This is a genomic window from Holophagales bacterium, from assembly GCA_016719485.1.
GTDB lineage: Bacteria > Acidobacteriota > Thermoanaerobaculia > UBA5066 > UBA5066 > UBA5066.
This window is the reverse complement of sequence record JADJZB010000004.1, coordinates 128,658-151,447: the sequence shown is the minus strand read 5'-3', so window position 1 is coordinate 151,447 and position 22,790 is coordinate 128,658. Positions and strand designations below refer to the sequence as shown.

The 22,790-nt window shown below is 69.1% G+C and carries 18 protein-coding genes, 2 tRNA genes and 3 pseudogenes; 15 read left to right on the top strand and 8 right to left on the bottom strand.

The window, feature by feature from the left end; genetic code table 11:
* Positions 1-3: 3 nt before the first annotated feature.
* The 14 genes from IPN03_03685 (at position 4) to IPN03_03620 (ending at position 11,038) form a co-directional block, all read left to right on the top strand.
* On the top strand, positions 4-858 hold the full coding sequence (locus IPN03_03685; GenBank protein ID MBK9372832.1) for a polysaccharide deacetylase family protein: 855 nt from the start codon (positions 4-6) through the stop codon (positions 856-858).
* The gene (locus IPN03_03680; GenBank protein MBK9372831.1) at positions 855-1,838 is read left to right on the top strand and encodes an ACP S-malonyltransferase; all 984 of its coding nucleotides are present in this window, start codon (positions 855-857) and stop codon (positions 1,836-1,838) included. The genes IPN03_03685 and IPN03_03680 overlap by 4 nt, the downstream gene beginning before the upstream one ends.
* On the top strand, positions 1,835-2,578 hold the full coding sequence (locus IPN03_03675; GenBank protein ID MBK9372830.1) for a 3-oxoacyl-ACP reductase FabG: 744 nt from the start codon (positions 1,835-1,837) through the stop codon (positions 2,576-2,578). The genes IPN03_03680 and IPN03_03675 overlap by 4 nt, the downstream gene beginning before the upstream one ends.
* A gap of 65 nt (positions 2,579-2,643) precedes the next feature.
* Complete coding sequence (locus tag IPN03_03670) at positions 2,644-2,913, top strand: acyl carrier protein (protein ID MBK9372829.1); 270 nt, start codon at positions 2,644-2,646, stop codon at positions 2,911-2,913.
* Entirely contained in the window at positions 2,910-3,320 is a 411-nt protein-coding gene (locus IPN03_03665; protein MBK9372828.1) for a hypothetical protein, read from the top strand. Before IPN03_03670 ends, IPN03_03665 begins: the two co-directional genes overlap by 4 nt.
* On the top strand, positions 3,317-4,030 hold the full coding sequence (locus tag IPN03_03660) for a PilZ domain-containing protein (GenBank protein ID MBK9372827.1): 714 nt from the start codon (positions 3,317-3,319) through the stop codon (positions 4,028-4,030). The genes IPN03_03665 and IPN03_03660 overlap by 4 nt, the downstream gene beginning before the upstream one ends.
* Positions 4,027-4,368: an STAS domain-containing protein gene (locus IPN03_03655; protein MBK9372826.1), complete on the top strand. Its 342-nt coding sequence runs from the start codon at positions 4,027-4,029 to the stop codon at positions 4,366-4,368. Before IPN03_03660 ends, IPN03_03655 begins: the two co-directional genes overlap by 4 nt.
* Before the next feature lie 90 nt (positions 4,369-4,458).
* A tRNA-Leu gene (locus tag IPN03_03650) sits at positions 4,459-4,548 on the top strand.
* A 67-nt stretch (positions 4,549-4,615) separates the two neighbouring features.
* Positions 4,616-6,922: a ribonuclease R gene (gene rnr, locus IPN03_03645; protein ID MBK9372825.1), complete on the top strand. Its 2,307-nt coding sequence runs from the start codon at positions 4,616-4,618 to the stop codon at positions 6,920-6,922.
* The gene (gene der / locus IPN03_03640; protein MBK9372824.1) at positions 6,922-8,313 is read left to right on the top strand and encodes a ribosome biogenesis GTPase Der; all 1,392 of its coding nucleotides are present in this window, start codon (positions 6,922-6,924) and stop codon (positions 8,311-8,313) included. The genes rnr and der overlap by 1 nt, the downstream gene beginning before the upstream one ends.
* A 75-nt stretch (positions 8,314-8,388) precedes the next feature.
* Positions 8,389-9,060 (top strand): MerR family transcriptional regulator, encoded by a 672-nt coding sequence (locus IPN03_03635; GenBank protein ID MBK9372823.1) that lies wholly within the window; start codon positions 8,389-8,391, stop codon positions 9,058-9,060.
* 24 nt (positions 9,061-9,084) lie between these two features.
* Positions 9,085-9,161 (top strand) — tRNA-Pro (locus tag IPN03_03630).
* A gap of 169 nt (positions 9,162-9,330) precedes the next feature.
* The gene (locus IPN03_03625; protein ID MBK9372822.1) at positions 9,331-9,561 is read left to right on the top strand and encodes a transposase; all 231 of its coding nucleotides are present in this window, start codon (positions 9,331-9,333) and stop codon (positions 9,559-9,561) included.
* Positions 9,562-9,580: 19 nt separating this feature from the next.
* Complete coding sequence (locus IPN03_03620) at positions 9,581-11,038, top strand: tyrosine-type recombinase/integrase (protein MBK9372821.1); 1,458 nt, start codon at positions 9,581-9,583, stop codon at positions 11,036-11,038.
* Here IPN03_03620 and IPN03_03615 read toward each other — a convergent pair.
* From IPN03_03615 to IPN03_03590, 6 genes and pseudogenes are all read right to left on the bottom strand, one after another.
* On the bottom strand, positions 10,945-12,321 hold the full coding sequence (locus tag IPN03_03615) for a nucleotidyl transferase AbiEii/AbiGii toxin family protein (GenBank protein ID MBK9372820.1): 1,377 nt from the start codon (positions 12,319-12,321) through the stop codon (positions 10,945-10,947). The genes IPN03_03620 and IPN03_03615 overlap by 94 nt on opposite strands.
* Positions 12,318-13,142: a type IV toxin-antitoxin system AbiEi family antitoxin domain-containing protein gene (locus IPN03_03610; protein ID MBK9372819.1), complete on the bottom strand. Its 825-nt coding sequence runs from the start codon at positions 13,140-13,142 to the stop codon at positions 12,318-12,320. Before IPN03_03610 ends, IPN03_03615 begins: the two co-directional genes overlap by 4 nt.
* A gap of 100 nt (positions 13,143-13,242) precedes the next feature.
* The gene (locus IPN03_03605; protein MBK9372818.1) at positions 13,243-13,731 is read right to left on the bottom strand and encodes a hypothetical protein; all 489 of its coding nucleotides are present in this window, start codon (positions 13,729-13,731) and stop codon (positions 13,243-13,245) included.
* A gap of 475 nt (positions 13,732-14,206) precedes the next feature.
* A pseudogene (locus IPN03_03600) lies at positions 14,207-16,161 on the bottom strand (cbb3-type cytochrome c oxidase subunit I).
* 156 nt (positions 16,162-16,317) lie between these two features.
* Complete coding sequence (locus tag IPN03_03595; protein ID MBK9372817.1) at positions 16,318-16,572, bottom strand: hypothetical protein; 255 nt, start codon at positions 16,570-16,572, stop codon at positions 16,318-16,320.
* Positions 16,573-17,106: 534 nt separating this feature from the next.
* Positions 17,107-17,655, bottom strand: coding sequence for a DUF542 domain-containing protein (locus tag IPN03_03590; GenBank protein MBK9372816.1), 549 nt, complete (start codon positions 17,653-17,655; stop codon positions 17,107-17,109).
* Between the two features lie 452 nt (positions 17,656-18,107).
* On the opposite strand from IPN03_03590, the pseudogene IPN03_03585 reads away from it, so the two are divergent.
* Positions 18,108-19,283: pseudogene (locus IPN03_03585) on the top strand (FAD-dependent oxidoreductase).
* A 198-nt stretch (positions 19,284-19,481) separates the two neighbouring features.
* On the opposite strand, the gene IPN03_03580 reads toward IPN03_03585, so the two are convergent.
* Entirely contained in the window at positions 19,482-20,114 is a 633-nt protein-coding gene (locus tag IPN03_03580) for a winged helix-turn-helix transcriptional regulator (GenBank protein ID MBK9372815.1), read from the bottom strand.
* Between the two features lie 41 nt (positions 20,115-20,155).
* Positions 20,156-22,150, bottom strand: a pseudogene (locus tag IPN03_03575) (2-oxoisovalerate dehydrogenase).
* Between the last annotated feature and the right edge of the window lie 640 nt (positions 22,151-22,790).

Below are 22,790 nucleotides of genomic sequence, written 5' to 3'. Positions count from 1 at the left end.
GCGATGCCCGGAGCGCGCCTCGTCCTGACCGTCGACGTCGAAGAGTGGTTCCACGTCTGCGGCCACCCCACCTACGACGTCCCCGACCGCTGGGGTTCGTTCCCCTCCCGCGTCGTCCCTTCGACGGAGCGGATACTCGAGCTTCTCGATCGCACCGCCTCGCGTGCCACGTTTTTCGTCCTCGGCTGGGTCGCCCGCCGTAACCCCGGCTTCGTCCGGCGGATCGCCGAGGCCGGGCACGAGATTGGCTGTCACGGCGACCTCCACCGCCGGGCCGACACCATGACGACCCAGGAATTCCGCGCCGACGTCCGCTCTGCCCGCGCCGCGCTCGAAGACGCCTGCGGGGCCGCGGTGACGGCCTACCGGGCCCCGGAGTGGTCGCTCCGGACGACCTCGAGCCCCCACCTGCCGACGCTCGTCGAGGAGGGGTTCCGGGTCGACTCCTCCCTCCTCGCGGTTCCTCCGATCGGGGATCCCGGCAACCCCCGCCGTCCCACGGTCCTGTCGACCCCGTCCGGCGACCTCCTGGAGGTGCCGCCCCTCGTCGGGACGTTCTTCGGCCGCCCCGCGATGCTCGGAGGTGGCTGGACGTCGCGCCTGTCGCGCGAAGCCCGCGTCGGTGCGGCCGTCGACGCGGCGATCCGCTCGGGCGACAGCCCGGTCTTCTACCTTCACCCGTGGGAGGTCGACGAGGAGCACCCTCCCATGGAGCTGTCGCCCGTCGCCCGGCTCGTTCACTTCGGCGGGCGCGGCCGTGTCGTGCCCCGCCTTTCGCGCCTTCTCTCGCGGCACCGGGCACACTCCCTGGCGGAGGCCTTCCCGGCCGGGCTCCTGCCGGGAGAGGTGGCGGCATGAGGTTCGCGGCTCTCCTGCCGGGCCAGCTCTCCGAGAAGGCGGGGATGGGCGAGGCGCTTGCCGATGCCTACCCTTACGTCGACCGCTGGTTCGGCGAGATCGCCGAACGGACCGGCGTCGACGTCCGGGAGGTCTACTTCGGCGAGGGACGATCGGATCTCCACGACGACCTTCCCGCCCAGGTCGGCGTCTTCGCCGTCTCGGTCGCCGTCCTCGACGTCCTCGCCAATGAGCACGGTCTCGAGCCGGCGGCCTGCGCGGGCTACAGCCTCGGAACCTACGCCGCGTTCGTCGGGGCCGGTGTGCTGGACCGGCGCGCGGCGCTCGACGTCCTCCTCGAGGCCGAACGGCTCCTGGGCGAACGGGCTCCAGCCGGGGCGATGGGCTTCGTGATCGGGCTCGGGGAGGGCGAGGTCGCCTCCGAGCTCGCCCGCCTCGGCTGCGACCCTCGCGACGTCGCCATCGGAAACGTCAATGCGGCGCAGCAGGTCGTCCTCACGGGACGCCGGGAGCCGGTCCTTCGGGCGCTCGAGCACTTCGCGCCCCGCGCCCTCAGGGCGGAGGCGCTGCCGCTCGGCTGGCCCATGCACTCTCCCGTGCTGGAGCCCGTCACGGACGGCCTCTCGGAGCTCGTCGACCGCCACGTGAGGATGACGTGGCCGGGGCGCGCCGCCCTCTACGCCCCGATGGTCGGCGGCGAGGTGAAGAGCGAGGAAGAGGCCCGGCGGGTCCTCGGAAAGCAGATCTCCCGCCCCTCCCGCTGGTCCGACGTCCTGACGGCGATGGCGGCGGCCGGGGAGATCCGTTTCGCCGAGGTCGGCCCGGGCGACGTCCTCTCGAAGATGCACCGCTGGACCCTGCGCCGCTCGAAAGCCGACGTCCTCGAAGACCCGGTCGGCATCGCCCGCTTCGCATCCGACCTCGGCGCGCCGTCGGAACGAAGGGGTGCCGTGGCCGCGGCCCGGGAGGAGGCGACGTGAGTGAACGACAGAGGGTCGCCTGGGTTACGGGCGGGTCGCGAGGCATAGGCCAGGCCATCGCCGAGAGGCTCGCCGCGGACGGGCTCCACGTTCTGGTCACCTACCGGTCCGACGCGTCCGGCGCCGCCGAGACGGTCCGCCGGATCGCCGAGGTGGGGGGGAGCGGCGAGGCCGCGAAGGCCGACGCCACCTCCCGGGAGGAGATCACCGCCGTCGCCGACCGGCTGGATGCCGAGCGCGGCGGGGTGGACGTCCTCGTGAACAACGCGGCGGTCCTGAAGAACGGGCTCTTCGCGCTGATGCCCGAGGCGAGCTGGGACGCGGTGATCGACACGTCCCTCGGCGGCAGCTTCAGGGCGACGAAGGCCGTCGTTCGCGGGATGCTCCGGCGCCGCTGGGGGCGCGTCGTGAACATCTCGTCGCTGGCGGCCCTGATGGGCTCGGCCGGCCAGACGAACTACGCCGCGGCCAAGGGGGCGCTCGTCTCCTTCACGAAGTCGCTCGCGGCCGAGGTGGGCCCCTACGGGGTCACCGTGAACTGCGTGGCGCCGGGGTTCGTCGACACCGAGATGATCTCGTTCCTGAACGCGGAGGCCCGGGAAGACTTCACGAAGCGGATCCCCCTCCGTCGGTTCGGTGTTCCCGCCGACATCGCGCCCCTCGTCTCGTTCCTCTGCGGGGACGGCGCGGCCTACCTCACCGGGCAGACGATCCGCGTCGACGGCGGATTCGTCGGCTGACGGGCTCCTCGTCCGCCGGGTCCCGCGCCTCGTATACTCCCGCCGATCGCCCGGAAGGAGGCGGAATGGAGCAGGTTGAAGAGATGAAGGGGCGCGTCAAGGCGCTGATCGTCCGGCAGCTGAAGCTGGAGATCGAACCCGGGTCCATCAAGGACGACGCACCCCTCTTCGGAGACGACCCCAGCGGGCTCGGGCTCGACTCGATCGACGCGCTGGAGCTCGTCCTCGGCATCGAGAAGGAATTCGGCATCAAGGTCCAGGACGAGGAGGTGGGGGTCAAGGCCTTCGCTTCCGTGAACGCCCTCTGCGAGTTCGTCGAGTCGAAGGCCGCGTGAACCCCGACAGGGAGGAGCTTCCCCACGTCTACCCCTTCCGCTTCGTCGAGCGAACGGTCGAGAAGCGCGGGCCGGCGGAAGGGCGCGTCCGCGCGCTCGTCACCGGGAACGGAAGGCGGACGGGCGCGGACGGGTTCCTCCCGCCGCTCACACTCGTCGAGGTCGTCGCCCAGTCGGCGCTCCTCCTCGAAGGGGGCGATCCAGGCATCGGCCGGAGCGGCTTCCTCGCCGGAGTCTCCGAGTTCACGTTCGACCGGACGCCCGAGAGCGGCGACCTGCTGAACGTCGACGTGCGAATCGTCGGGGTCCTCGGCCCGATCGTCAGGTTCGAGGGAACCGTGACCGACGCCGAGGGCCGGCGCGTCTGCACCGGGGCCGTCACGGTCCGGAAGGGCGTGGCGGCGTGACGGCCGCCCCCGTTCGCCGCCACGTGATCCTCGCGGGCCACCGCGAGGGGCTCCTCGCCCGGAGTGAAGAGATCCTCAGCCAGGCCGACTACCTCGTCACTCCGGTCGGGACCCTCGAGGGTCTCGACGCGCTTCCGGCATCGCCGGCGGCCGACGTCGTCGTCCTCGACGAAGGTTTCGGCCCGGAAGGAGGCGTGCGGGCGGCCCAGCACCTGCGCTCCGTCCCGCGCTGGCGTGCGACCTCGATCATGGTCGTCGTCCCGTCCGGCTCGACGCACCTCGAGGAGTGCCTCGTCTCCGGCATCAACGACTTCCTCCTCGCCCCGTTTCCCGACGGCGAGCTCCTCGACAAGGTGCGCCGCCTCACGGAGGTCGCCGCGCGCCGCGAGGTGAACACGATGCTCCGGGTCCACGAGCTCCGGGTGGAGGGCGCGACCGTCCACGGCAAGACGCTCAACGTCTCCGTGAACGGTCTCCTGGCCGAGGTGGACGGCGAGCTGAACGTCGGCCGGGTGGTCGACGTGGAGTTCTTCCTCCCCGAAGACCCCGATTCCGTCAGGAGCCGCGGCCAGGTCGCCCGGCGGGCCTACGAGGCCTCGTCGTTCCGCCCCGTCTTCGGGCTCCGCTTCCTCGAGCTCTCCGCGCGCGACCGCGACCGGATCGGGCGATTCGTCTCCGCTCGGGAGCGGGCCGCCGGGGGCGGGAAGTGATCATCATCCGCGAGCGGCGCGACGGCGCGACGATCCTGAGGATCCAGGGGGTCGTCAAGCTGGGCGAGAGCGCGCGGCAGTTCTCCGAGTTCCTCGAGAAGGTCCTCGAGGAAGACGAGGGGCCGGTCCTGCTCGACTTCGAGAAGATCGACACCCTGGACTCCACCGGCCTCGGGGAGCTCATCGGCTACCTGCAGCGCTTCGAGGAGCGGGACCGCCGGATGGCGATCGTCAGGCCCAGGGACCGGGTCGTGGCACTCCTCAAGCTGACGCGGCTCGACACCCTCATCCGCATCTTCCCCGACGACCAGGCCGCGCTGGCGTACCTGGCGGGGTGAGCGAGCGGGACGCGCCCGAGAGGCGTTCCTGAGGCCTTCAGTTGATTGACGCCGTCTCCCTCGCGTCGTATCCTCCCGCTCCCCGCTCGTGCGAAAGTGGCGGAACTGGTAGACGCGCAAGGCTCAGGACCTTGTGGCTCTTAACAAGCCGTGGGGGTTCGAGTCCCCCCTTTCGCACCACTCCTCCTCGCCTCGTGCGGTGGAGGCCTGCCTCGGCGGGGCGCCCCGAAAGGACACCGTGACCCCTGTGACCCCCGATATCCCCGAAAGCCGCGTCCTCGCGGCCCTCTCGCCGCGCGGGCGGCGCATCCTCTCCTTCCGCGAGGTCGCCAAGGAGCTCCTCGGCCCCGCACCCGACGAGGCCGCCCTCGACGCCCTCCAGGCCGAGGTCGAAGCCCTCGAGCGCAAGGGCCTCGTCGTCCGCACCCGCGGCGAGAAGCTCTCCCTCATCCAGTACACGAACCTCGTGGCCGGCCGCATCGCCATCCGGGGAGAGGGGAGGGCGTGGCTCCTCTCGGGCGAGCGGGGCGTCCCGGACCTTCCCATCGTGCGGGGCGGGGCGGGCTCGGCCCTCGACGGCGACTTCGTCCTCGTGCTCGTCGAGAAGGCGAGGCCGCGGCGCGGCTTCCGCGGCCCGACCGAGACCGGCACCGTCACGAAGGTCCTCGTGAGGCGGCGCGAGACCGTCGTCGGGCGGATCGCCCGCGGCCCCGACGGCACCGTCATCGTCCCCTACGACACGAAGATCGACGCCCTCCTGCGCGTCCCCGACGGCAAGGACATGGCAGCCCCCGACGGCATCTACGTCGACGCCCGCATCACCGCCTGGCCCGACGAGCACCGCCTCGCCCAGGCCGAGGTCATCGAGCTCATCGGCTTCCCGGGCGACCCCGGCATCGACGTCGAGGTCGTGGCCCGGAAGTGGGGAATCCCCCGCACGTTCACGAGGGAGTCGATCGAGGAGTCGGAGCGCGCCGTCGCGGCGATCCAGGACGGCGAGTGGCGGACCCGCCGCGACCTGACGCGCGACTGCATCGTGACCATCGACGGCGAGACCGCCCGCGACTTCGACGACGCGATCTCGGCCGAGGAGCTCCCCGGCGGCGGCTTCCGCCTCGGCATCCACATCGCCGACGTCTCGCACTACGTCACCCCAGGCTCGGCCCTCGACGCCGAGGCCTTCGAGCGGGGCACCTCGGTCTACTTCCCCGACCGCGCCGTCCCGATGCTCCCCGAGCGCCTCTCCAACGACCTCTGCTCCCTGCGCCCCCGCGAGGAGAAGAGGACCGTGACGGCCCAGCTCACGCTCGACGCGAAGGGCGAGACCATCACCGCCGAGTTCTACCGGAGCGTCATCCACTCGAAGGCGCGCCTCACCTACACCGACGTCGCGGCGTTCTTCCAGGGCGACGAGCCCGGCGAGGAGAAGGTCCCCGCCGAGGTGCGGCCCATGCTCCTCGTGGCGCGCAAGGCCGCGTTCGCGCTCCGCTGGATGCGCAGGGGGCGCGGCTCGCTCGACTTCGACCTCCCCGACGCCGACCTCGTCCTCGGCGAGACGGGCGACGTCGTCGCCATCGTCAAGGCGGTCCGCAACGAGGCGCACCGGCTCATCGAGGAGTTCATGCTCGCGGCCAACGAGGCCGTCGCCCGGCACCTCGTCTTCATCCCGACGCCGGCGATGTACCGCGTCCACGACAAGCCCGACGAGCGCAAGCTCGGCGACCTGCGGGCCGTCCTCGAGCCGCTCGGCTACGACATTCCCCAGGACGACGACCTCGTCAGCCCGGCGGTCTTCCAGGCGATCCTCGACCAGGCCGAGGGCAAGCCCGAGGAGCGCTTCGTCTCCGACCTCGTCCTGCGCGCTCAGAAGAAGGCCCTCTACGCCCCGGTCTGCCGCGGCCACTACGCCCTCGCGGCGACCTACTACGCGCACTTCACCTCGCCCATCCGCCGCTACCCCGACCTCGTCGTCCACCGGGCCCTCTGCGAGTGGATCGCCGCACACAAGCCTCCGGCGGCGTCCGAGGCCGAGGGCCGCGAGCGCTGGCTCGCGGACGCCTCGACCCACTGCTCCGAGAGGGAGCGGCGCGCCGAATCGGCCGAGCGCGAGGCGCAGTCGTGGAAGAAGTTCGTCTACCTCTCCAAGCGGGTGGGGGAGGAGTTCGACGCCTACGTCTCGGCCGTCGTCCCCTTCGGCCTCTTCATCACCCTCGAAGGGGTCTACGCAGACGGACTGCTCCCGATGGAGGCCCTGGAAGACGACTTCTACCGCTACGAGGACGTCGAGCACCGCCTCGTCGGCACCTCGACGGGTCGCGTCTTCCGCCTCGGAGACCACCTCCGCGTCAAGCTGACCCGCGCCGACTTCGACAAGCGCCTCCTCGACTTCCGCCTCGCGGGAGCCTCCGCTCCCCAGCGCACCTCGCGCCCCGCCGTCATCGAGCGCGCGGCGCCCCGCCGCCCGGCGCCCCGCGGCCCGCGGCCACCGGAGCGGACCCCGCGAGGGCCGGCCCGCAAGCCGGCCGACGGCCCGCCCCGCCGGAGGCGCCGGTAGTGGCAAAGCCGAGGCCCCCCGCCGGCCCCCACACCTACTCCGTCGCCCTCGTCGGCCGCCCGAACGTCGGCAAGTCGGCTCTCTTCAACCGACTCTCCGGCACCCGCAAGGCGCTCGTCCACGACCGTCCCGGGATGACGCGCGACTCGTTCTCCCTCGACCTCGTGAGCGAGTCGGGGCGTCGGTGGAAGCTCGTCGACACCGGCGGTCTCGACCTCGACGCGGCCGGCGGGTTCGCCGCGTGGACGAGCGAGAAGGCCCTCGACGCCGTCGTGGACGCCGACCTCATCGTCCTCGTCCTCGACGGCGCCGACGGCGTGCTCCCGGAGGACCAGCGGATCGGAGGGCGCCTCCGGGCCCTCGGCAAGCCCGTCGTCATCGCCTGGAACAAAATCGACCGCAAGGAAGCGGAGCAGGGGCTCGAGCAGGGCTACGAGCTCGGCTGGGGCGACGTCTTCGGCGTCTCGGCCGTTCACGGCATCGGCACCGACGAGCTTCTCGAAGAGCTCGAGAAGCGCCTTCCCGAGGACCTCGACCCGGAGACCCGCGTCGAAGGGCTCCCCGTCGCCATCATCGGGCGGCCGAACGTCGGCAAGTCGTCGATCGTCAACCGGATCCTGGGCGCCGAGCGGGTCATGGTCTCCGAGATCGCCGGCACGACCCGCAACCCCGTCGACGTCCTCCTGACGCGCGCCGGGAAGAGCTACGTCCTCGTCGACACCGCCGGCATCCGCCGCAAGGGCAAGACGACCGACTCGGCCGAGCTCCTCTCCGTCGTCGCCGCCCGCAAGGCGATGGAGCGCGCCCGCGTGGCCATCATCATCTTCGACGCCTCGGAAGGGATCACCGCGCAGGACGCCCACATCGCCGGCTACGCCGAGGAAGCGCGCCGGGGCCTCATCCTCGTCGCGAACAAGTGGGACCTCCTCGCGGACGACGAGAAGGCCCAGGAGGACCTCCGCGACGAGGTGCGCCGCCGCTTCATCTTCACGCGCGGCGCCGCCTTCCTGACCGTCTCGGCCAAGACGGGGCTCGGCATCGACAAGCTCCTCCCAGAGGCCGACGGCGTCGCGCGCCGTTTGGCCACGAAGTTCTCGACGGGCGAGCTGAACCGCGTCCTGAAGAGGGCGTTCGAGGCGCAGCTTCCGAAAGGCAAGTCCGGGCGCGAGCTGAAAATCCGCTACGCCGTCCAGGTCGCCTCCGAGCCTCCCCTCATCCGCCTCTTTTCCGACCGCGACGAGCCCCTTCACTTCTCGTTCGAGCGCTTCCTCCAGAACCGGCTCCGCGAGAACTGGGACCTCGCCGGTGTCCCGCTGAAGTTCATCATCCGGAAGGGCGACGAGGGTCCGCCACGCACCGCGCAGCGTCCTGCTCGACAGCGAAAGCGGTAGACGCGCCTCGCAGCAGAGGGCCGGGACGCGGCATCGTCTAAACTCCGTCCGGATTCCCTGGAGGTAGCACACGGCGTGAGCGAGATCGAGGCGACAGCAGAAGCCCGGTACAAGGTGGCCGAGGTCTGCCGGCTGGCCGACGTGCAGCCCTACGTCCTGAAGTACTGGGAGAGCGAGTTCCCGGTTCTCTCCGCCCCGAAGGGGGCGGCCGGCCCCCGCCTCTACAGCGGTCTCGAGCTGAAGATCATCGAGCGGATCAAGAAGCTCCTCTACGACGAGGGCTACACCATCGCCGGAGCCAAGAAGCGCCTCGAGGCCGAGCTGAAGGAGAAGGCCGCGGCGCCCGCCGAGCCCGAGCCGCTCGTTCTCACCCCGGCTCCCGAGCCCGCCGACTCGACCGCCGCGCGGCGCCGCCGCGCGAAGCCGGCGCCGCCGAAGCCCGTAGAGAACGAGCCGGAGGCCGAGTCCTCGCTGGAGCTCGCCGACGCCCCCGTGTTCTCGGCCCACGCCGATGCTGCCGAGCCCGACCTGTCGACCTCCCTCGAGATCGACGAAAGCGCCACTCCCGCCGGAGACGTCGAGATCGCGCCGAGGCCGGCCGTCGCCACGTCCGCGAAGACCGCTCCCGTCGCCCGAAGGATTGACCCTGCCCCCGCTCCGATGGCACAATCCCCGGACCCCCGGGTGGCAAGGGCCCTCGCGGAACTCAGGGAGATCGCAAGCCTCCTTTCCCGCGAAGAAGCCTGACCCCCCGTCGTTTTCGTCCAGGGTCGGGACGTGGCGCAGCCTGGTAGCGTACTTGAATGGGGTTCAAGGGGTCGCGGGTTCGAATCCCGCCGTCCCGACCATCTAAAATACTCACAACAAAGGGTTTAGCGGGAGACGCCGAAGAGGCGTCCTGCGGCTTTTTGGGGGGGTATCTAACAAAGTATCTAATTCTCTTTTCGGGGACGGTGATTTCGACGCCGTCCCGGTCGGTCCTGCGATGTCCGCGGATGCTTCGCGCGGAGGTGTCGCATGGCGATCAAGGCATCCGAAGTTGCCCGGCGAATCGGGGTCAAGACGGGGACGCTCGGGAAGTGGCGTCGACAGGGCAAGGGGCCGAAGGGGTGGTACGCCCTCTCGGCGACCGTCGTCGTCTACCCGGAAACCGAGGTTCAGAGCTTTCTCCGCGAGCAGCGGGCAGCTCTCGACCGGCAAGACCGGTCGACTGCGCCGCCGGTGACGCCGGAGGGGCCGAAGCAGTAGCGCTCGGCGGGGGTGACCGATGAAGCTCCCCGGCTTCGCCTACGACGCGCGTCGCCGGGTCGCGACGTTCTACTGCTTCGTCCCGGGAACGGACGGCCGGAAGCGCCGCAAGCGGACGCTCACCGACGTACCTTCCCGGGCCGAGGCGATCCGGCTTTGGACCGCCTTCCGGGACGAACTCGAACGCGAGGCGCTCGAGCCGGCGAAATTCACACGGCCCCCTACGCTCGCCGAGTTCGTCTCGGAGCGCTTCGTCGAGATGACCGCCCGTCTCCGGCCGGCGACCCGGCGCTACTACGGCGACTTTCTCCGTCGTCACCTCGTCCCGAGACTCGGCGACGTGCCGATGGACCAGCTGACGTCTCAGCGCGTGAATGCGCTCATCGGTTCGATGATCTCGGAGGGGTGGTGCCCGAAACGCGGCCGGGAGCGAAAGCCCCACGGCTGCACGCCGGCCTGCGTGAGGCGGCCGTACGCCGGATCGACGATCAACGGCGCTGCTCATGTTCTTCGGGTCATCATCGGCTGGGCGGTCGAGCTCGACGTCCTCGACGGGAGCCCCGTGAAGAAGAAGGTGAAGTGGGCCCGCGAGTCCCGCCCGGAACTCGAGCTTTCCCTGGAGGAGCGCCATCGCTTCCTCTCGGCCTTCGAGGACGAGGCCCTCTTCCAGGCCTACCTCGGCCGCATCCGCACCCCGCCGAAGATCGTGCCGCACCCGTTGGGCGGCATGAAGCGCGTCGGCGGCGGAAGGCTCCCGGACGGCAAGGCCGCGAAAGAGATCTTCCGTCGGCTTCAGCACTACCGTCCGTTCTTCCGGATGCTCCTGGATACGGGGCTTCGCCTCTCGGACGCGCTCAACCTCCGCTGGGTGAACGTGTCGCTCGACGAGAACGTCATCCGGCTCGTGACCCGAAAGAAGGAGAAGGCGGTCAAGCTACCGCTCTCCGATGCCGTCCGGACCGTTCTCGAGACGCTGAAGAAGCGGCCGGTCATCTCGGAGTTCGTCTTCCTCGACGAGGACAACAAGCCGCTCACGAAGGAGAAGGTGTCGCGGAAGTTCGCGATGGCGAAGGGCGTGGCTGGGATCACCCGGAGGCTCCGCATCCACGACCTTCGCCACACGTTCGCATCGACTCTCGTCTCCTCCGGCGTGAACCTCAAGGTCGTCTCCGACCTTCTCGGACATACCGACATCGCGACGACGGCCCGTTATGCCCGGGGCGACGAGCGGGTGCTCGGCGAGGTTGCGAAGGTCCTTAACCGGGTGAATGTCGACAGTGCCTCGGGGTGCGCCGTTCCGGATGCCTTGCCCGCGGGAGACAGCAGCCAGGTCGAACCGGCCGAAGGTGAGAGCGGAACTGGGTGCACCTCGCGGAGCGGGTGTCAGTCGGTCCGCTCGAGGTGCCCTCGCCGACTCGAACAGCGCGAGCCGCTGGGAGAGGTGTGCGGGCGAAGCGTCGAGTCGTTTGTCGTGTGACGGAACAGCTTCTGGCACGTCCCGCACCGAAAGACGTATCGGCGCCTGTTCGAACCACCCCGCCAGCTGCCACCGGACGATGCGCGTGTGATGGCTGGCGCGAAGAGCCCCCCGGCCGGACTGAACTCCACCTGGTAGCGTGGATCGAATGCCTTCGTGGTGACCCGTAGGCCCCGGATCTCGGCGACGGTGAAGGCTTTGATGTGCGTCGCGCCTACTTCCCAGGCGTACAGGACGAGGTTGCCGGCCTGGGTCCTGCGCAGGGAGTACGGCTCGGCGCTCCGAGACTTGCCGTGGTAGGTGAACTCGACGAGTAGCCGGTTCACGCCAGCGAAGCGCACGACCTCGAGAGGAACTCCGAGACCCCAGAAAGTCGCCCCAGCTGGGGCCTCCAGCGTCGCGGATCCGGCGGTCACCCTCGGCAGCGTCGGCGCCTCCGGTGGCGCCGCGTCGATCCAGCGCAGCGCTGGTGCCAGGCGCGCGAGCTGCGTCTCGAACGGGGGGAGGACAGGAAGCTGGTGCGCGAGCATGTGCTCCCAGTCGGCACGAAGCTCACCGGAGGATCGCACTGCTGCGAGCAGAGTCTCCGACGACGGGGGCGTGATGCCCTTTACTTCGCATTTCTGGCGGAAGAGGTCGCGAGCCTCCTCTTCATTGATGTCGCCGCTGCGGCTCCCGATGAGGAAAAGGACGTCGTAGAGATCCCGTGGCCGGGTTCGCTCCAGGAGCGCTCGCGTCTTCTCGGCCACGAGCTCCTCGATCCCATACGACTGCACGAGGGTGCCTTCGGGAAGCTGATCGGGGTAGGAGTGGAAGACCGGGCGGTCCTCGGGCTCTGCGAGAACCGGCTCGTGACGAGTGAGGTCGAAGAGGATCCGCGGAGTCCCGGGTGTCGCGAGCGGACCGCGGTACCCGATCTTCCCTTGGAAGGTGTCGCGGCCGAGCTTGTCGCGCCGCGGGATCACGGCGAACGCGTCCTCCGGGAAGGTGATGCCGCTCAGCTCGTGGGCGATCGCGCCGACCTCCCGAAGCGTCTGCGTGAGAGCTGCCGCGTCGTACCCAGCCTCTGGGAGCAGTGTGAAATCGAGATCCTCGGAGAAGCGGTACGTCTCGAAATAGCACTTCTTGAGGCACGTGCCGCCCTTGAATACCCAGTGGGCCGCGGCCTCCTCCTGCTGGGCGATCGCCGCGAGCAGCCACCCGAGGACGTAGTCTTTCTCGACGATGTCCGGACGCAGTTGCCACTCCCGCGCCCGGTCGAGGATGTCCTGCTTGCGAATCATGCGCCGGCGGCCTCGTCCAGAAGGGAGACATTCACCCATATCCGCCATCGAGTGCTGAGTCGTCCGCGCTCGGGCACGGCAGGGTCGAGGCGCACATTCCCGGTGGTGCGTCGACTGAAGGCCTCCGCGACGAGAGCCTCGTTGCCGCCGAGGAGTTTCTCTGCGAGGAAGCCCAGCCGCTTGAACGCCGCCCCGGACCCGGTCTCGGCCACTCGTGCGACCAACCGCGCTGGATCCCACTCTTTCGAGGCTCGATACGTCCGGAGACAGTCGGTGAGGTGACGCACGCCTCCCATCCAGTCTGGCGCTGCCAGGGCGTCGGCGATCGTGCGCTCGCGGTCCGAGATGGCGAGTCGTTCCTTCCCGTGCCAGATCGTCGGCACGCTCGAGATCCGCTCACGACTTGCGCGCACGACGTGGAACTCGCTTCCGAGAAACGCCCGCGTTGTCTCGCGAACGTTGGCCGCGGAGACCACGAACGTCGAACGGAAGAGCTGCTCGGTGAGCCCCCAGTGCTCTGCGGCCGTCCAGCCCCCGACGTAACAGGGTCCAAACAGCTCGTCGGCGAGGACCCATGGATCCTCGACCGCTCCACCATCCTGGCCTGCTTCGAGAGGGAGGATGAGGTAGAGGCCGCGGCGGACGCGCGACAGCCAGCCACGGTCGGCAAGGCGCAGGAGCGTCAGGGTCGCGGCACCGCGCGGTAGCCCGAGAAGTTCCGCGGCGGTCGCTGTTGAAACGAGGCCTCCCCGCGCTCCCCGGGCGAGCCGGCGGAGCTTCTCTTTCGGATCGCGAGGTTGGAGAGCGGAGGTCGTAGGCATCGTTGGATAGTATAGTGGACGCGTAGTAATTAGCGTTCAGCGACGTTTTCGACGCGTGTAGTATACCTGTCCGGTACTTCGTGAGCCAGCGCGCCGCTGCTTACTGCGGACCAATCGCCTGCATTCTTTCAGCAGGACGGGGACCCGGGCGAAGCCGGTCGCCACTCGAGAGCCGCCGCCGGTCTCGGTCGGCCAGCGTCTCCGCCCGGGACCGCAGCCGCGGGTGGCTGTGAAGCCACTCGAAGAAGGGGACCGTCCGGACGAAGAGGTCCCGGCCCGGGAGGCGGAGTCCGGCGTCGTCGAAGTCCTGGGTAAGGGCGTACGTGGAACGGATCGTTCGCCCGAGGATCGCCGCGATCTGCCGGACCCCGAGCCGGGGCACGACCGGCAGCTCGTAGGGGGCGCGGACGCCGGCCGGCCAGACGTCGATCGTGACGGTCTCCGTCGTCCCGGGCAGGTCCAGGACCCACGGCAGGCGCAGGAGGTCCGTTCGGCACGACGGGCAGCGGAACCATGCGTCTTCGCAGGTGGCGGTCAGCAGACGCGTGGGGCGGGAGCCGGACTGTCCGGCTGCAGTGGTCAGTTCCATGGCGCTCTCCTTTTCGCGTCTGCGGATGTCTCGGGACGTCCGCAGCCCGCTACCCCGTAGAGCGCGGAAATGGAGTCGTTTTTCTCGCGAGACGGACGAACTTCTCGCTACCGACTCGGGAGGGTGGCCTGGAGCTTCTCGAACCCGGCGCGGGCCGCAGGCTTCGCCGCGAAGGTCCGGAGCGCCGTCTCGGGGTGCGGTCCGCCGTAGATTCTCCGCTGGAGCGCGAGCGCCTCCTGGGAGTGTCGGGCCGGTCGACGTGGTTCTGCGCGTGGAGGGCGATGGCCTTCTGGTAATCGCTCGTCGGTTCGATGAGGATGTTCGCGAGCCGCTCGCGTCCTACTGGCTGGGGCGATCGGAGATCCTCGCGTTGAAAGTCGACACTGAGAAGTAGGGGGGAGGGCGGAAGGACGCACCGTTGTCGTCGTCCCGACGAGCGGGGCGTCCTCCCGCGCGTGTCAGCCTCCGGTAGAACCTACACCGCGTCTCCGCTCTTTCGCGAGCCGAGAAGCAGGACCGCGACGGCCAGGACCAGCGGCACGACGCCGATCGCCAGGAAGACGCTGTCGGCGACGACGCGCGCCCACTCGAGCATGTGGAACGTCCCGCTCATCAGGTAGGTGAGCCGCCGGGCGTGCCAGTAGCCGTTCTGCAGGACGTCCCACAGCTGCAGCACGCCCGCCGGGAAGAGGTCGACTGCCATCATCGACGCGAGCCCCGCGTTGAGGCCCCAGAAGCCCACCCGGATGAGCCGTTCCGCGCGCGGCCAGACGTCGTCGCGCGCGAGCGAACGCATGCAGAAGACGAGCACGGCCAGGGCCAGCATCCCGAAGACGCCGAAGAGCGCCGCGTGGCCGTGATTGGTGGTGAGGGTCGTGCCGACCTCGAAGTAGGAGACGATCGGCAGGTTGATCAGGAATCCGAAGACTCCGGCGCCGACGAAGTTCCAGAAGCCGACCGCCATCAGGAAGTAGATCGTCCAGCGGTGGCGGTCGGCGAACGTCGTCTGGCAGTCCTCGCAGCGCCTTTCGCGGAGGCGGACGAAATCCCAGGCGTCGAGGGTGAGGAGTGTGAGCGGGACGACCTCCAGCGCCGAGAAGCACGCGGCGAGGCCCATGTTGAGCGTCCCCTGGCCCGTGAAGTACCAGTGGTGTCCGATCCCGACGATCCCGCCGGCGAGGTAGAGGATGGCGTCGAGGTAGATGACGCGCGTGGCCGTACGGGTCGTGACCAGCCCCAGCACGACGAAGATCACCGCGACGAGGACGGTCGCGAAGAGCTCGAAGAAGCCCTCCACCCAGAGGTGGATGATCCAGAAGCGCCAGTTGTCGATCACGGCGAAGTTGGTCCGGGGCCCGAAGAAGAGGGCGGGCAGGTAGAAGAGGGGGATCGCGGCCGCGGCGTAGAGGAAGAGCGAGGCCAGCTCCGAGCGCTGGCGGTCACGGATCGCCGGCCGGAGCGCCCGGTACATGAGGACGAGCCAGCCCACGAGGCCGACCGCCAGCAGGAGCTGCCAGAAGCGCCCGAGATCCAGGTACTCCGACCCCTGGTGACCAAACCAGAACCAGAGCTTCCCGAGCCGGTCGTTGATGCCCAGCCACTCGCCGCCGAGACTCCCGAAGACGACGACGGCGAGGGCCACGAGCAGCGCGACAACGCCCGCCCGCTGCCCGCGCGGCTCGGCGCCTCCTACGATCGGCGCGAGGAAGAGGCCACCCGCCACCCACGCGGTGGCGATCCAGAAGATGGCGAGCTGGAGGTGGAAGGTGCGCAGCAGGTTGTAGGGGAGGTATCGCGCGAGGTCGATCCCGTAGAAGGCGCCGGACTCGACACGGTAGTGGGCCAGGGCGCCCCCCCTGAGCGCGCCCAGAGGTGTGGGACGCGCTCGGCCGGTTGCCGACCGCCGGCTCGTACGGCCAGTTGTTCGTGTACGAGTAGTCCTTGCCGGGCCGGTTGGCGACGGTGGCCCACGCCGCCCACGCGAAGTAGGAGTTGAGGTCCGCGAGGTCGTTCGGGTCGCGGATGTATTTCGCGGGCAGGCCCGGTGCGGGTTTGTCTCCCGAGAAGTACTCGGCCCACTCCGTCTTTTGTATCTCCCAGGCGGCCGCCTCGGCCGGCGAGAACCGGAGCGTGCCTGTGGCGGGGTCGTAGCGGTTCTCCTTGAGAAGGCGGTGGACTCCGGCATCCAGGCTCGCCGCCGTGTCCGCATCCAGCTGCGCGTAGGGCAGGCCGTGGCGCTCACGGGCGAGCGTGTCGCGCGCGATCTCGGCCAGCCGGTGCAGGTACGAGGAAGACCTCCTGCCCGTGCTCGACGTTCTCCCGCGTGAAGAGGGTCGCCCCGGCGGCGTCGGTGACGCGCTCCGGGATGGGCGGAGCGTTCGTGTAGGTCAGGACGGTCACCACGGTGAGCAGGCCAAAGCCGAGCACCATCACGAGGATGACGGTGTGGCGCCACCACGATGAAAGCGGCTTTTCCGTCAGGCGGTCGACATGGCTGATTCCTCTTTCACGAGTGCCGGACGGTACGAAAAGTCTTTCGAGGATCACCGGGCCGCTGCGGGTGAGAGCTAGGCAGGCGGGCGGCTCTCAGCCCTGCACGTTATCCGAAGCCGGCCCGCCGGAAACGTCGAGCCTGTCGACCCTTTCGTAGTAATAGAGCTTCGTCTTCATATCGCGAGGATTCTCGAGGACCCGTCCGACAACGTTGACGAGCCCGGGTTCATCATCGAACGAGAACCTGTCGAGGACCTTCATCGCGCCAACAGGCATGACCAGATTGCCCCAGTAGCTGCCGAGCTGGCCATAGCGAGCGGATGCGGGGACCTCTCGGAAAGCGCTCATCGCCAGGCTCCTTCGGGCAGGGATAATCAGTGCCCTTCGAGTCTACTTCGAGGGAATGGTCCTGGGCGTCCTCGGAGTCACCCCGAGACGTATCGGTCCGGGTCGCTACGCCGAGGATGTTCGCAGCGGCTGGATACTCGAGCTGCACGCACCGGCAGCATGCTTCCAGGAGCTGAGGGCGTACGTGCCGGCACATGCCGCCCCCTGCCGGCGGGCCGCTGCCTCACCGGGGCTCAGTCCTTCGCGTTGGAGACGATGTGTCCAGCCCCTTCGGCCCGAGCTCCTCCGCGACCGGTGGCGGCCAGCTGGAGCGTCAGCGGAAAGAGGACGTTGTTCTCGAGGTGGACGTGCTCGTGCACCTCCCGCTCGAGCTCCGCAAGGCCGTGATAGAGGCCACGGAACGTGTTGCAGGCCCATTCCGGCGGCACGTGACCGGAGGTCAACGCGCGGATTTCCCGCAGCCCTTCGCCCACTAAAACGTGCTCGCGCTCGCACTCGGCGATCGCGACTGCAAGCCCCTCGGAACCGGGCGCCTCACAGCGCGCGACCGCCAGCTCCAGGCGCTCGATGGCCGGAAACACCGACGCTTCCTCCTCGCGCATGTGAGCGACGAGAGCGCCTTCCAGGGCGCGTATCGTCGCCGTGAGCCGCGGCAGCACCTCCGGCATCGCAGCGCCATGCACGGCCTCGACCCGGTCCGCCATCTTCACGAGCCGCGGCAGCTCGCCGCGCAAGGCGACGTGGTACCGGCCGACGATCAGCTTGGCGAGGTCGGCGAGCGAGTCCGGCAGCGCTCCGAGCCACGATCCGGGGCGATCGGAGGAGGTGGAGCGATCGGCGCCATCCGATGCGACGATGGACTCCCGGATCTCGTCGACCAGGGGGCGCGAGGGCGACCCCGGCCCGGCTCGCCGCCTCGGCGAGGCTCTTCCCGCCGCCGCAGCAGAAATCGATCGCATGGCGTTGGAAGACCCGGATCGTGCCCGGGCGGAGACGCGCCAGGTCGGCGACCCGTGCGAGCGTCAGGTCTGCCGGGAGCTCGGTGGGGGAGGTCGTGGTCGCGGAGTGGGATGGCGAAGTCATCTCGAAGTTCCTCCTCTGGGCGATTGACGATGTTAACCGCATATTAAACCTGACAATAGTACCGGTCAAATGCAGGCTCGTCTCGTGAACACCCTCCATGACCCCGAGCCCGGTCGAGCGGGTGCCGGTCGCTCCGGCGCGGCGAGCAGGTGGAGCCGCGACCGTCGGCGGCCGACCGCCGATGGAAACCCTGAACGACCGGGCGGATCGATGCGCCACCTTGTCAGCGCGCCCGGCATCGAATCGAAAGAAACAGCGAGCGTCGATGCCTGTCGGGTGCAAGCGAACCCGCCGCGAGAGGCGGACTCGGAGAAGTGACGGAGCGCTACACGGGAGAGGAGAAGCTGCGCAACAGAGTGAAGATCCTGGAGGCGGTCGGTGGCGCACCACGTCAGACGGCCCGAGCTCGTGACCGCACGAGCGGCCGGAGAATCTCTGCAGGAGGCCCCGTCATGACCCACTATCCGTATCTCATCATCGGCGGCGGAATGACGGCCGATGCCGCCGTCCGCGGTATCCGCGAGCTGGACGAGGAGCGAGCGATCGGCCTGATCGGTGCCGAGCCGGACGCACCGTACTCGCGCTCCCACTGTCGAAAGGCCTCTGGAAGGGCGAGCCGCTGGAAGGCATCTGGCGTAAGACCGAAGACGCTGGCGTCGAACTGCACCTCGGCCGCCGGGCGAAGACGATCGACGTCGCAGGCAGGCAGGTGCTCGACGACCGGGGTGAGACCTACGGCTTCGACAAGCTGCTCCTCGCGACCGGTGGGACCGCCCGACAGCTCCCGTTCGGCGACGAGGGCATCGTCTATTTCCGCACTCTCGAAGACTACCGGCGCCTGAGGGTCCTCGCCGATCGTGGAGGACGCTTCGCGGTGGTCGGCGGCGGCTTCATCGGCTCGGAGGTCGCAGCGGCGCTCGCCCTCCAGGGCCGCGAGGTCGCGATGCTGTTTCCCGACGACGGAATTGGTGCGCGGATCTTACCCGCCGATCTGGCCAGCTTTCTCGTCGGCTACTTCGCAGAGAAGGGAGTCGAGGTGCAGCCCGGGCAGAAGATGACGAACGTGCGCAGGGGAGGCCGAGGATTCGAGGTCGGACGGCGAGCGGAGGCCGGCAGGCGGTGGACGCGGTGGTGGCGGGTCTCGGAATCATTCCCGAAACGGCGCTCGCCGCCGCTGCAGGACTCGAGGTCGACGACGGCATCGTGGTCGACGAGCGACTGAGAACGAGCCATCCGGCCGTGTTTGCCGCGGGCGACGTCGCGCGCTTCACGGTGCCGGTGCTCGGCACCCGGATCCGCGTCGAGCACGAGGACAACGCCGTGACGATGGGGCGAGCCGCAGGACGGTCGATGGCCGGCGTCGACGAGCCGGACGCATACCTGCCGTTCTTCTACTCCGACCTTTTCGATCTGGGCTACGAGGCGGTCGGTGCGCTCGATCCGAGAAGCGAGACCTGCGCCGATTGGAAGGTCCGTTCCGTGAGGGCGTCGTCTACTACCTCGCAGAGGGGCGAGTGCGCGGCGTGCTGCTCTGGAATACCTGGGGCCAGGTCGATGCCGCCCGGGCGTTGATCGCCCAGCCCGGTCCCTTCCGGGCAGCCGACCTCAAAGGCCGGCTGCCGGCCTGACGCGTCGTCCCGTTCCCCGTGCGCTGACGGCTGGAAGAGGGCAGGGCTCCGGGATCCGTCCGCGTCGCAGGCAGCCCTCTCTCGGAACGCCGGAGTGGAAGGGGGTACGGCTCGAGGGGGCCCGCCCCTCAAGCGGGACCCGCTTTGCGGCCGGCGCCCGTCGGGGAAGGCGCTGTCGTTTGGACAGCGCCGCCGAGATCAGTAAGGTACATGCGTGGCTTCCACCGGAATGAAGGTCTCCCGGCTCAACCGTTCGCCCAGGAGACCTTCAATCAGCGCCAGCTCGAACCGGCACGGCAGGTCCGAAACCGCGACGAGATCCTGGAGGGGACAGTGACAAAGTCGCAGCCGGGGCCCGGTTCCGCTCGTCGTTACATCGGCGACGAAGCCCTCTCCGGAGAGGATCTCGGCGATCTCCTCGAATCGTTCGCGACCATCTAGCCCGGCCACGCGGTGCTCGAGCTCCTGGCGCTTGCGCGCGAGCCGGACGTCGAAGAACTTCTCGAGGACATCTCGCCGTCCCTGCTCAAGCAGGAACGTGGCGAGCTCTCGCAGCAGCGCTCCCTCGCGGCGCGGGAAGAGAGCTTCCCCTGCGCTGGTCAGCCGGTACAGGATGTGAGGACGCCCTGGCCCGGAGCGGTGGACGCCCGACCGTTCGACGAGACCCTGCGCGGCGAGCGACTTCAAGTGGGTCCGGAGGGTCTCGCGGTTCAGCTCGAATCTGGCTTCGAGCTCCGCGAGGGTGCTCTCGCCGGACCGCTTGATCAGGTCGAGGAGCGTCCGCTGGCTCTCGCCGATCCCCGGTCCGAGGACGGATGGTGTGGGTCGCATCGACTCCTCTCCTTCTCCCGTCCGGCCCTGGCGCCGTGAGCTCAGTACGCCAGCACCTGCCGCGCCGCTCCGAGGACACGCTTCACGTCCGGAAGGATCGCACGCTCGAGGGCGCGGTGAAAACCGACCGGCGTGAACGTCGAGCCGACGCGCTCGATCGGGGCGTCGAGGAAGGCGAAGAGCTCGGAGGCGATCTGCGCTGCGAGCTCACCTCCGAAACCGCCGTGAACCTTGTCCTCGTGAGCGATGAGCACCCGCGAGGTCTTCCGGACGGACGCCGCGATGGCCTCCCAGTCGAGCGGGACGAGCGAGCGCGCAGGTCGAGCACTTCCCGTTCCGACCCTCCGCCGCCAGCGTCTCGGCGGCGTCGAGCGCCGCAGTGCACCGCCGTGCCGTAGGCGACAATCGTGAGGTCCCTCCCCTCGCGGCGGCGTCGAGCCTTCCCGAACGGCACTGCGAAACCGGGAGGTACGTACGCCCTCGCCGACCGCGCGTTGTAGAGGAACTTCGGCTCCAGGTAGACGGTCAGCCCGCGCGAGCGGACCGCGGTGTGCAGCAATCCTGCCGCATCGTCCGCGAAGGCGGGCACGACGACGCGCACTCCAGGCAGTGTGGTGAGCCAGCCCTCGATGTTCTGCGAGTGATAGAGCCCACCGCCGATGTAGCCACCGGAGGCGAGCCGGATGGTGACGTTGGGAACGAACTGGCCCCGCGTACGCCAGTACTCGTGGCTCATCTCCACCATCTGCTCGGCCGCGGGCCAGAAGTAGTCCGCGAATTCCGCACCCTCGACGACGATCCGGATCCGGTCGTCGAACCGCGAGAAACCGTCCGCGGTCCCGAGGATGTAGTCCTCCGCGACCGGGCCGTTGAACACCCGGTGCGCTCGAATTCCTGCTGCAGACCCTTGCTTACATTGAAGATGCCGCCCTTCTCCTGGTTGGCGACGTCCTGGCCCCAGAGGTAGGTGCGAGGATTCTCGCGGAAGACCTCCTCGAGCGTCAGATTCAAGGCCTCGCGGAGCGATCTTTGGGGAAGCGGAGTACCGACGAGCTCCGACGGGGTCACCGAAACGTCGGCCAGACCGTCGCCGTCCGGTCGCCAGGGTTCCGGCGCGATGAAGTCGTGGATCGAGCCGGGGTCCGGGTCGGGTGCGCGACGAACCCGCTCGGCGCACTCCTCGTAGGTCCGCAGGTTCTCCCGCTCGATCGCCTCGAGCTCGCCCTCGTCGAGCACTCCGTTTGCGAGCAGATCCCCGCGAAGGCGGGGGGCGGGTCTTTCGCACGGGCGGCCGCGAGCTCCTCCGGAGATCGGTAGAGCTCGTGCCGATCAGGGTTGGAGTGCGAGTGGATCCGGACGCACTCGGCATGGACCATGGCGCACCCTGCGCCCGAAGCAACGTACCGGACGGCGGCGCGAAGAGCTCGCAGGGATTCCCGGAAGTCCGTGGCGTCGCAGTGGAAGACCCGCAGGCCGAGAAAGGAGGCGAAATTGTCCGAGGCGAAGCGGTTGGCGGTCTGTTCGCTCTTCGGTACGGAGATGCCGTAGCCGTTGTCCTGCACGACGAAGACGACGGGAAGCTCCTCTCGCGAGGCGCCGTTGACAGCCTCGTAGAAGTAGCCCTCGGAGGTGGAGGACTCTCCGACGGAGCAGAAGACGATCGCGTCCGAGCCGTAGGTCTTGATCGCGCGTCCCAGGCCGGCCGCGTGCTGCGCGTGGCTCGCGACGCAGGAGGAGACGTTCTGGATCTGAATCCCGGGTTTGGCGAAGTGGTTGGACATGTGTCGCCCGCCTGAAGCGACGTCGTCACGCTTGGACAGGCCGTTGAGCAGGATCTCCTCGGCCGAGATGCCGGCCGCGAGGCAGGTCGCGAGGTCCCGGTAGTAGGGAAAGAGATAGTCGTGGCCCGGGCGGAAAGTGAGCCCCAGGGCGATCTGGATTCCCTCGTGCCCGGCACAGGGCGCGTGGTAGGACCACCCGAGGCCCTGCTTGAGGTAGTTGGGCGCCTTGTCGTCCAGTATTCGGCCCAGGTGCATGAGGGCATATCCGCGACGGAGCTCCTCGAGGCTCGGAACGGACGGCGGCTCCGGTAGTCCTTCCGGTTCCTCTGGGGCGCTCGCCCTTTGGGATGAGACGACGGGCGCGCCGAAGCTCCTCCAGGGCCGGTGCAGCATCCGGAGCCCCGTGGCGGCTCCGAGGGCGCCGCCCTCGTCCTCCCAGCGCTCCAGCTGCTGCTTTTCGGAACGCCTGAGCTCGAGCCCCTCGACCTCCGGCGCCTCGAGTGGCACAGCGATCTTGGGCCGTCGGAGTGGTTGAGGCTCTCGAGGGGCCTCGCCTATCGACTTCGCTTGCCGGCGCTGGGTTGGTTGCAGCATCGATCCACCCGCCAGCCGACCCGTCGGCTCCCGGGACGACCGGAAGCGATGTCGACTTGAGTCCGAGTTAGGATTGACGGTCGCTTGTTGTCAAGCATATTAATTAGAGAACCATGATAATACGCCGACCGCCCTCAGGACCTCGGATCTCGATCGAGCACGTGTACGCCCGTTCGGCAGGGCCCGGCGGGAGTACCTTTCTCGTCGACGGGCTCTGGCCGCGCGGTGTGCGCAAGCGAGATCTGGCTCGAGCTTCGGGCCCACCCGGAGGCCTGGCAGACTCTGATGGCTGCGATTCGCG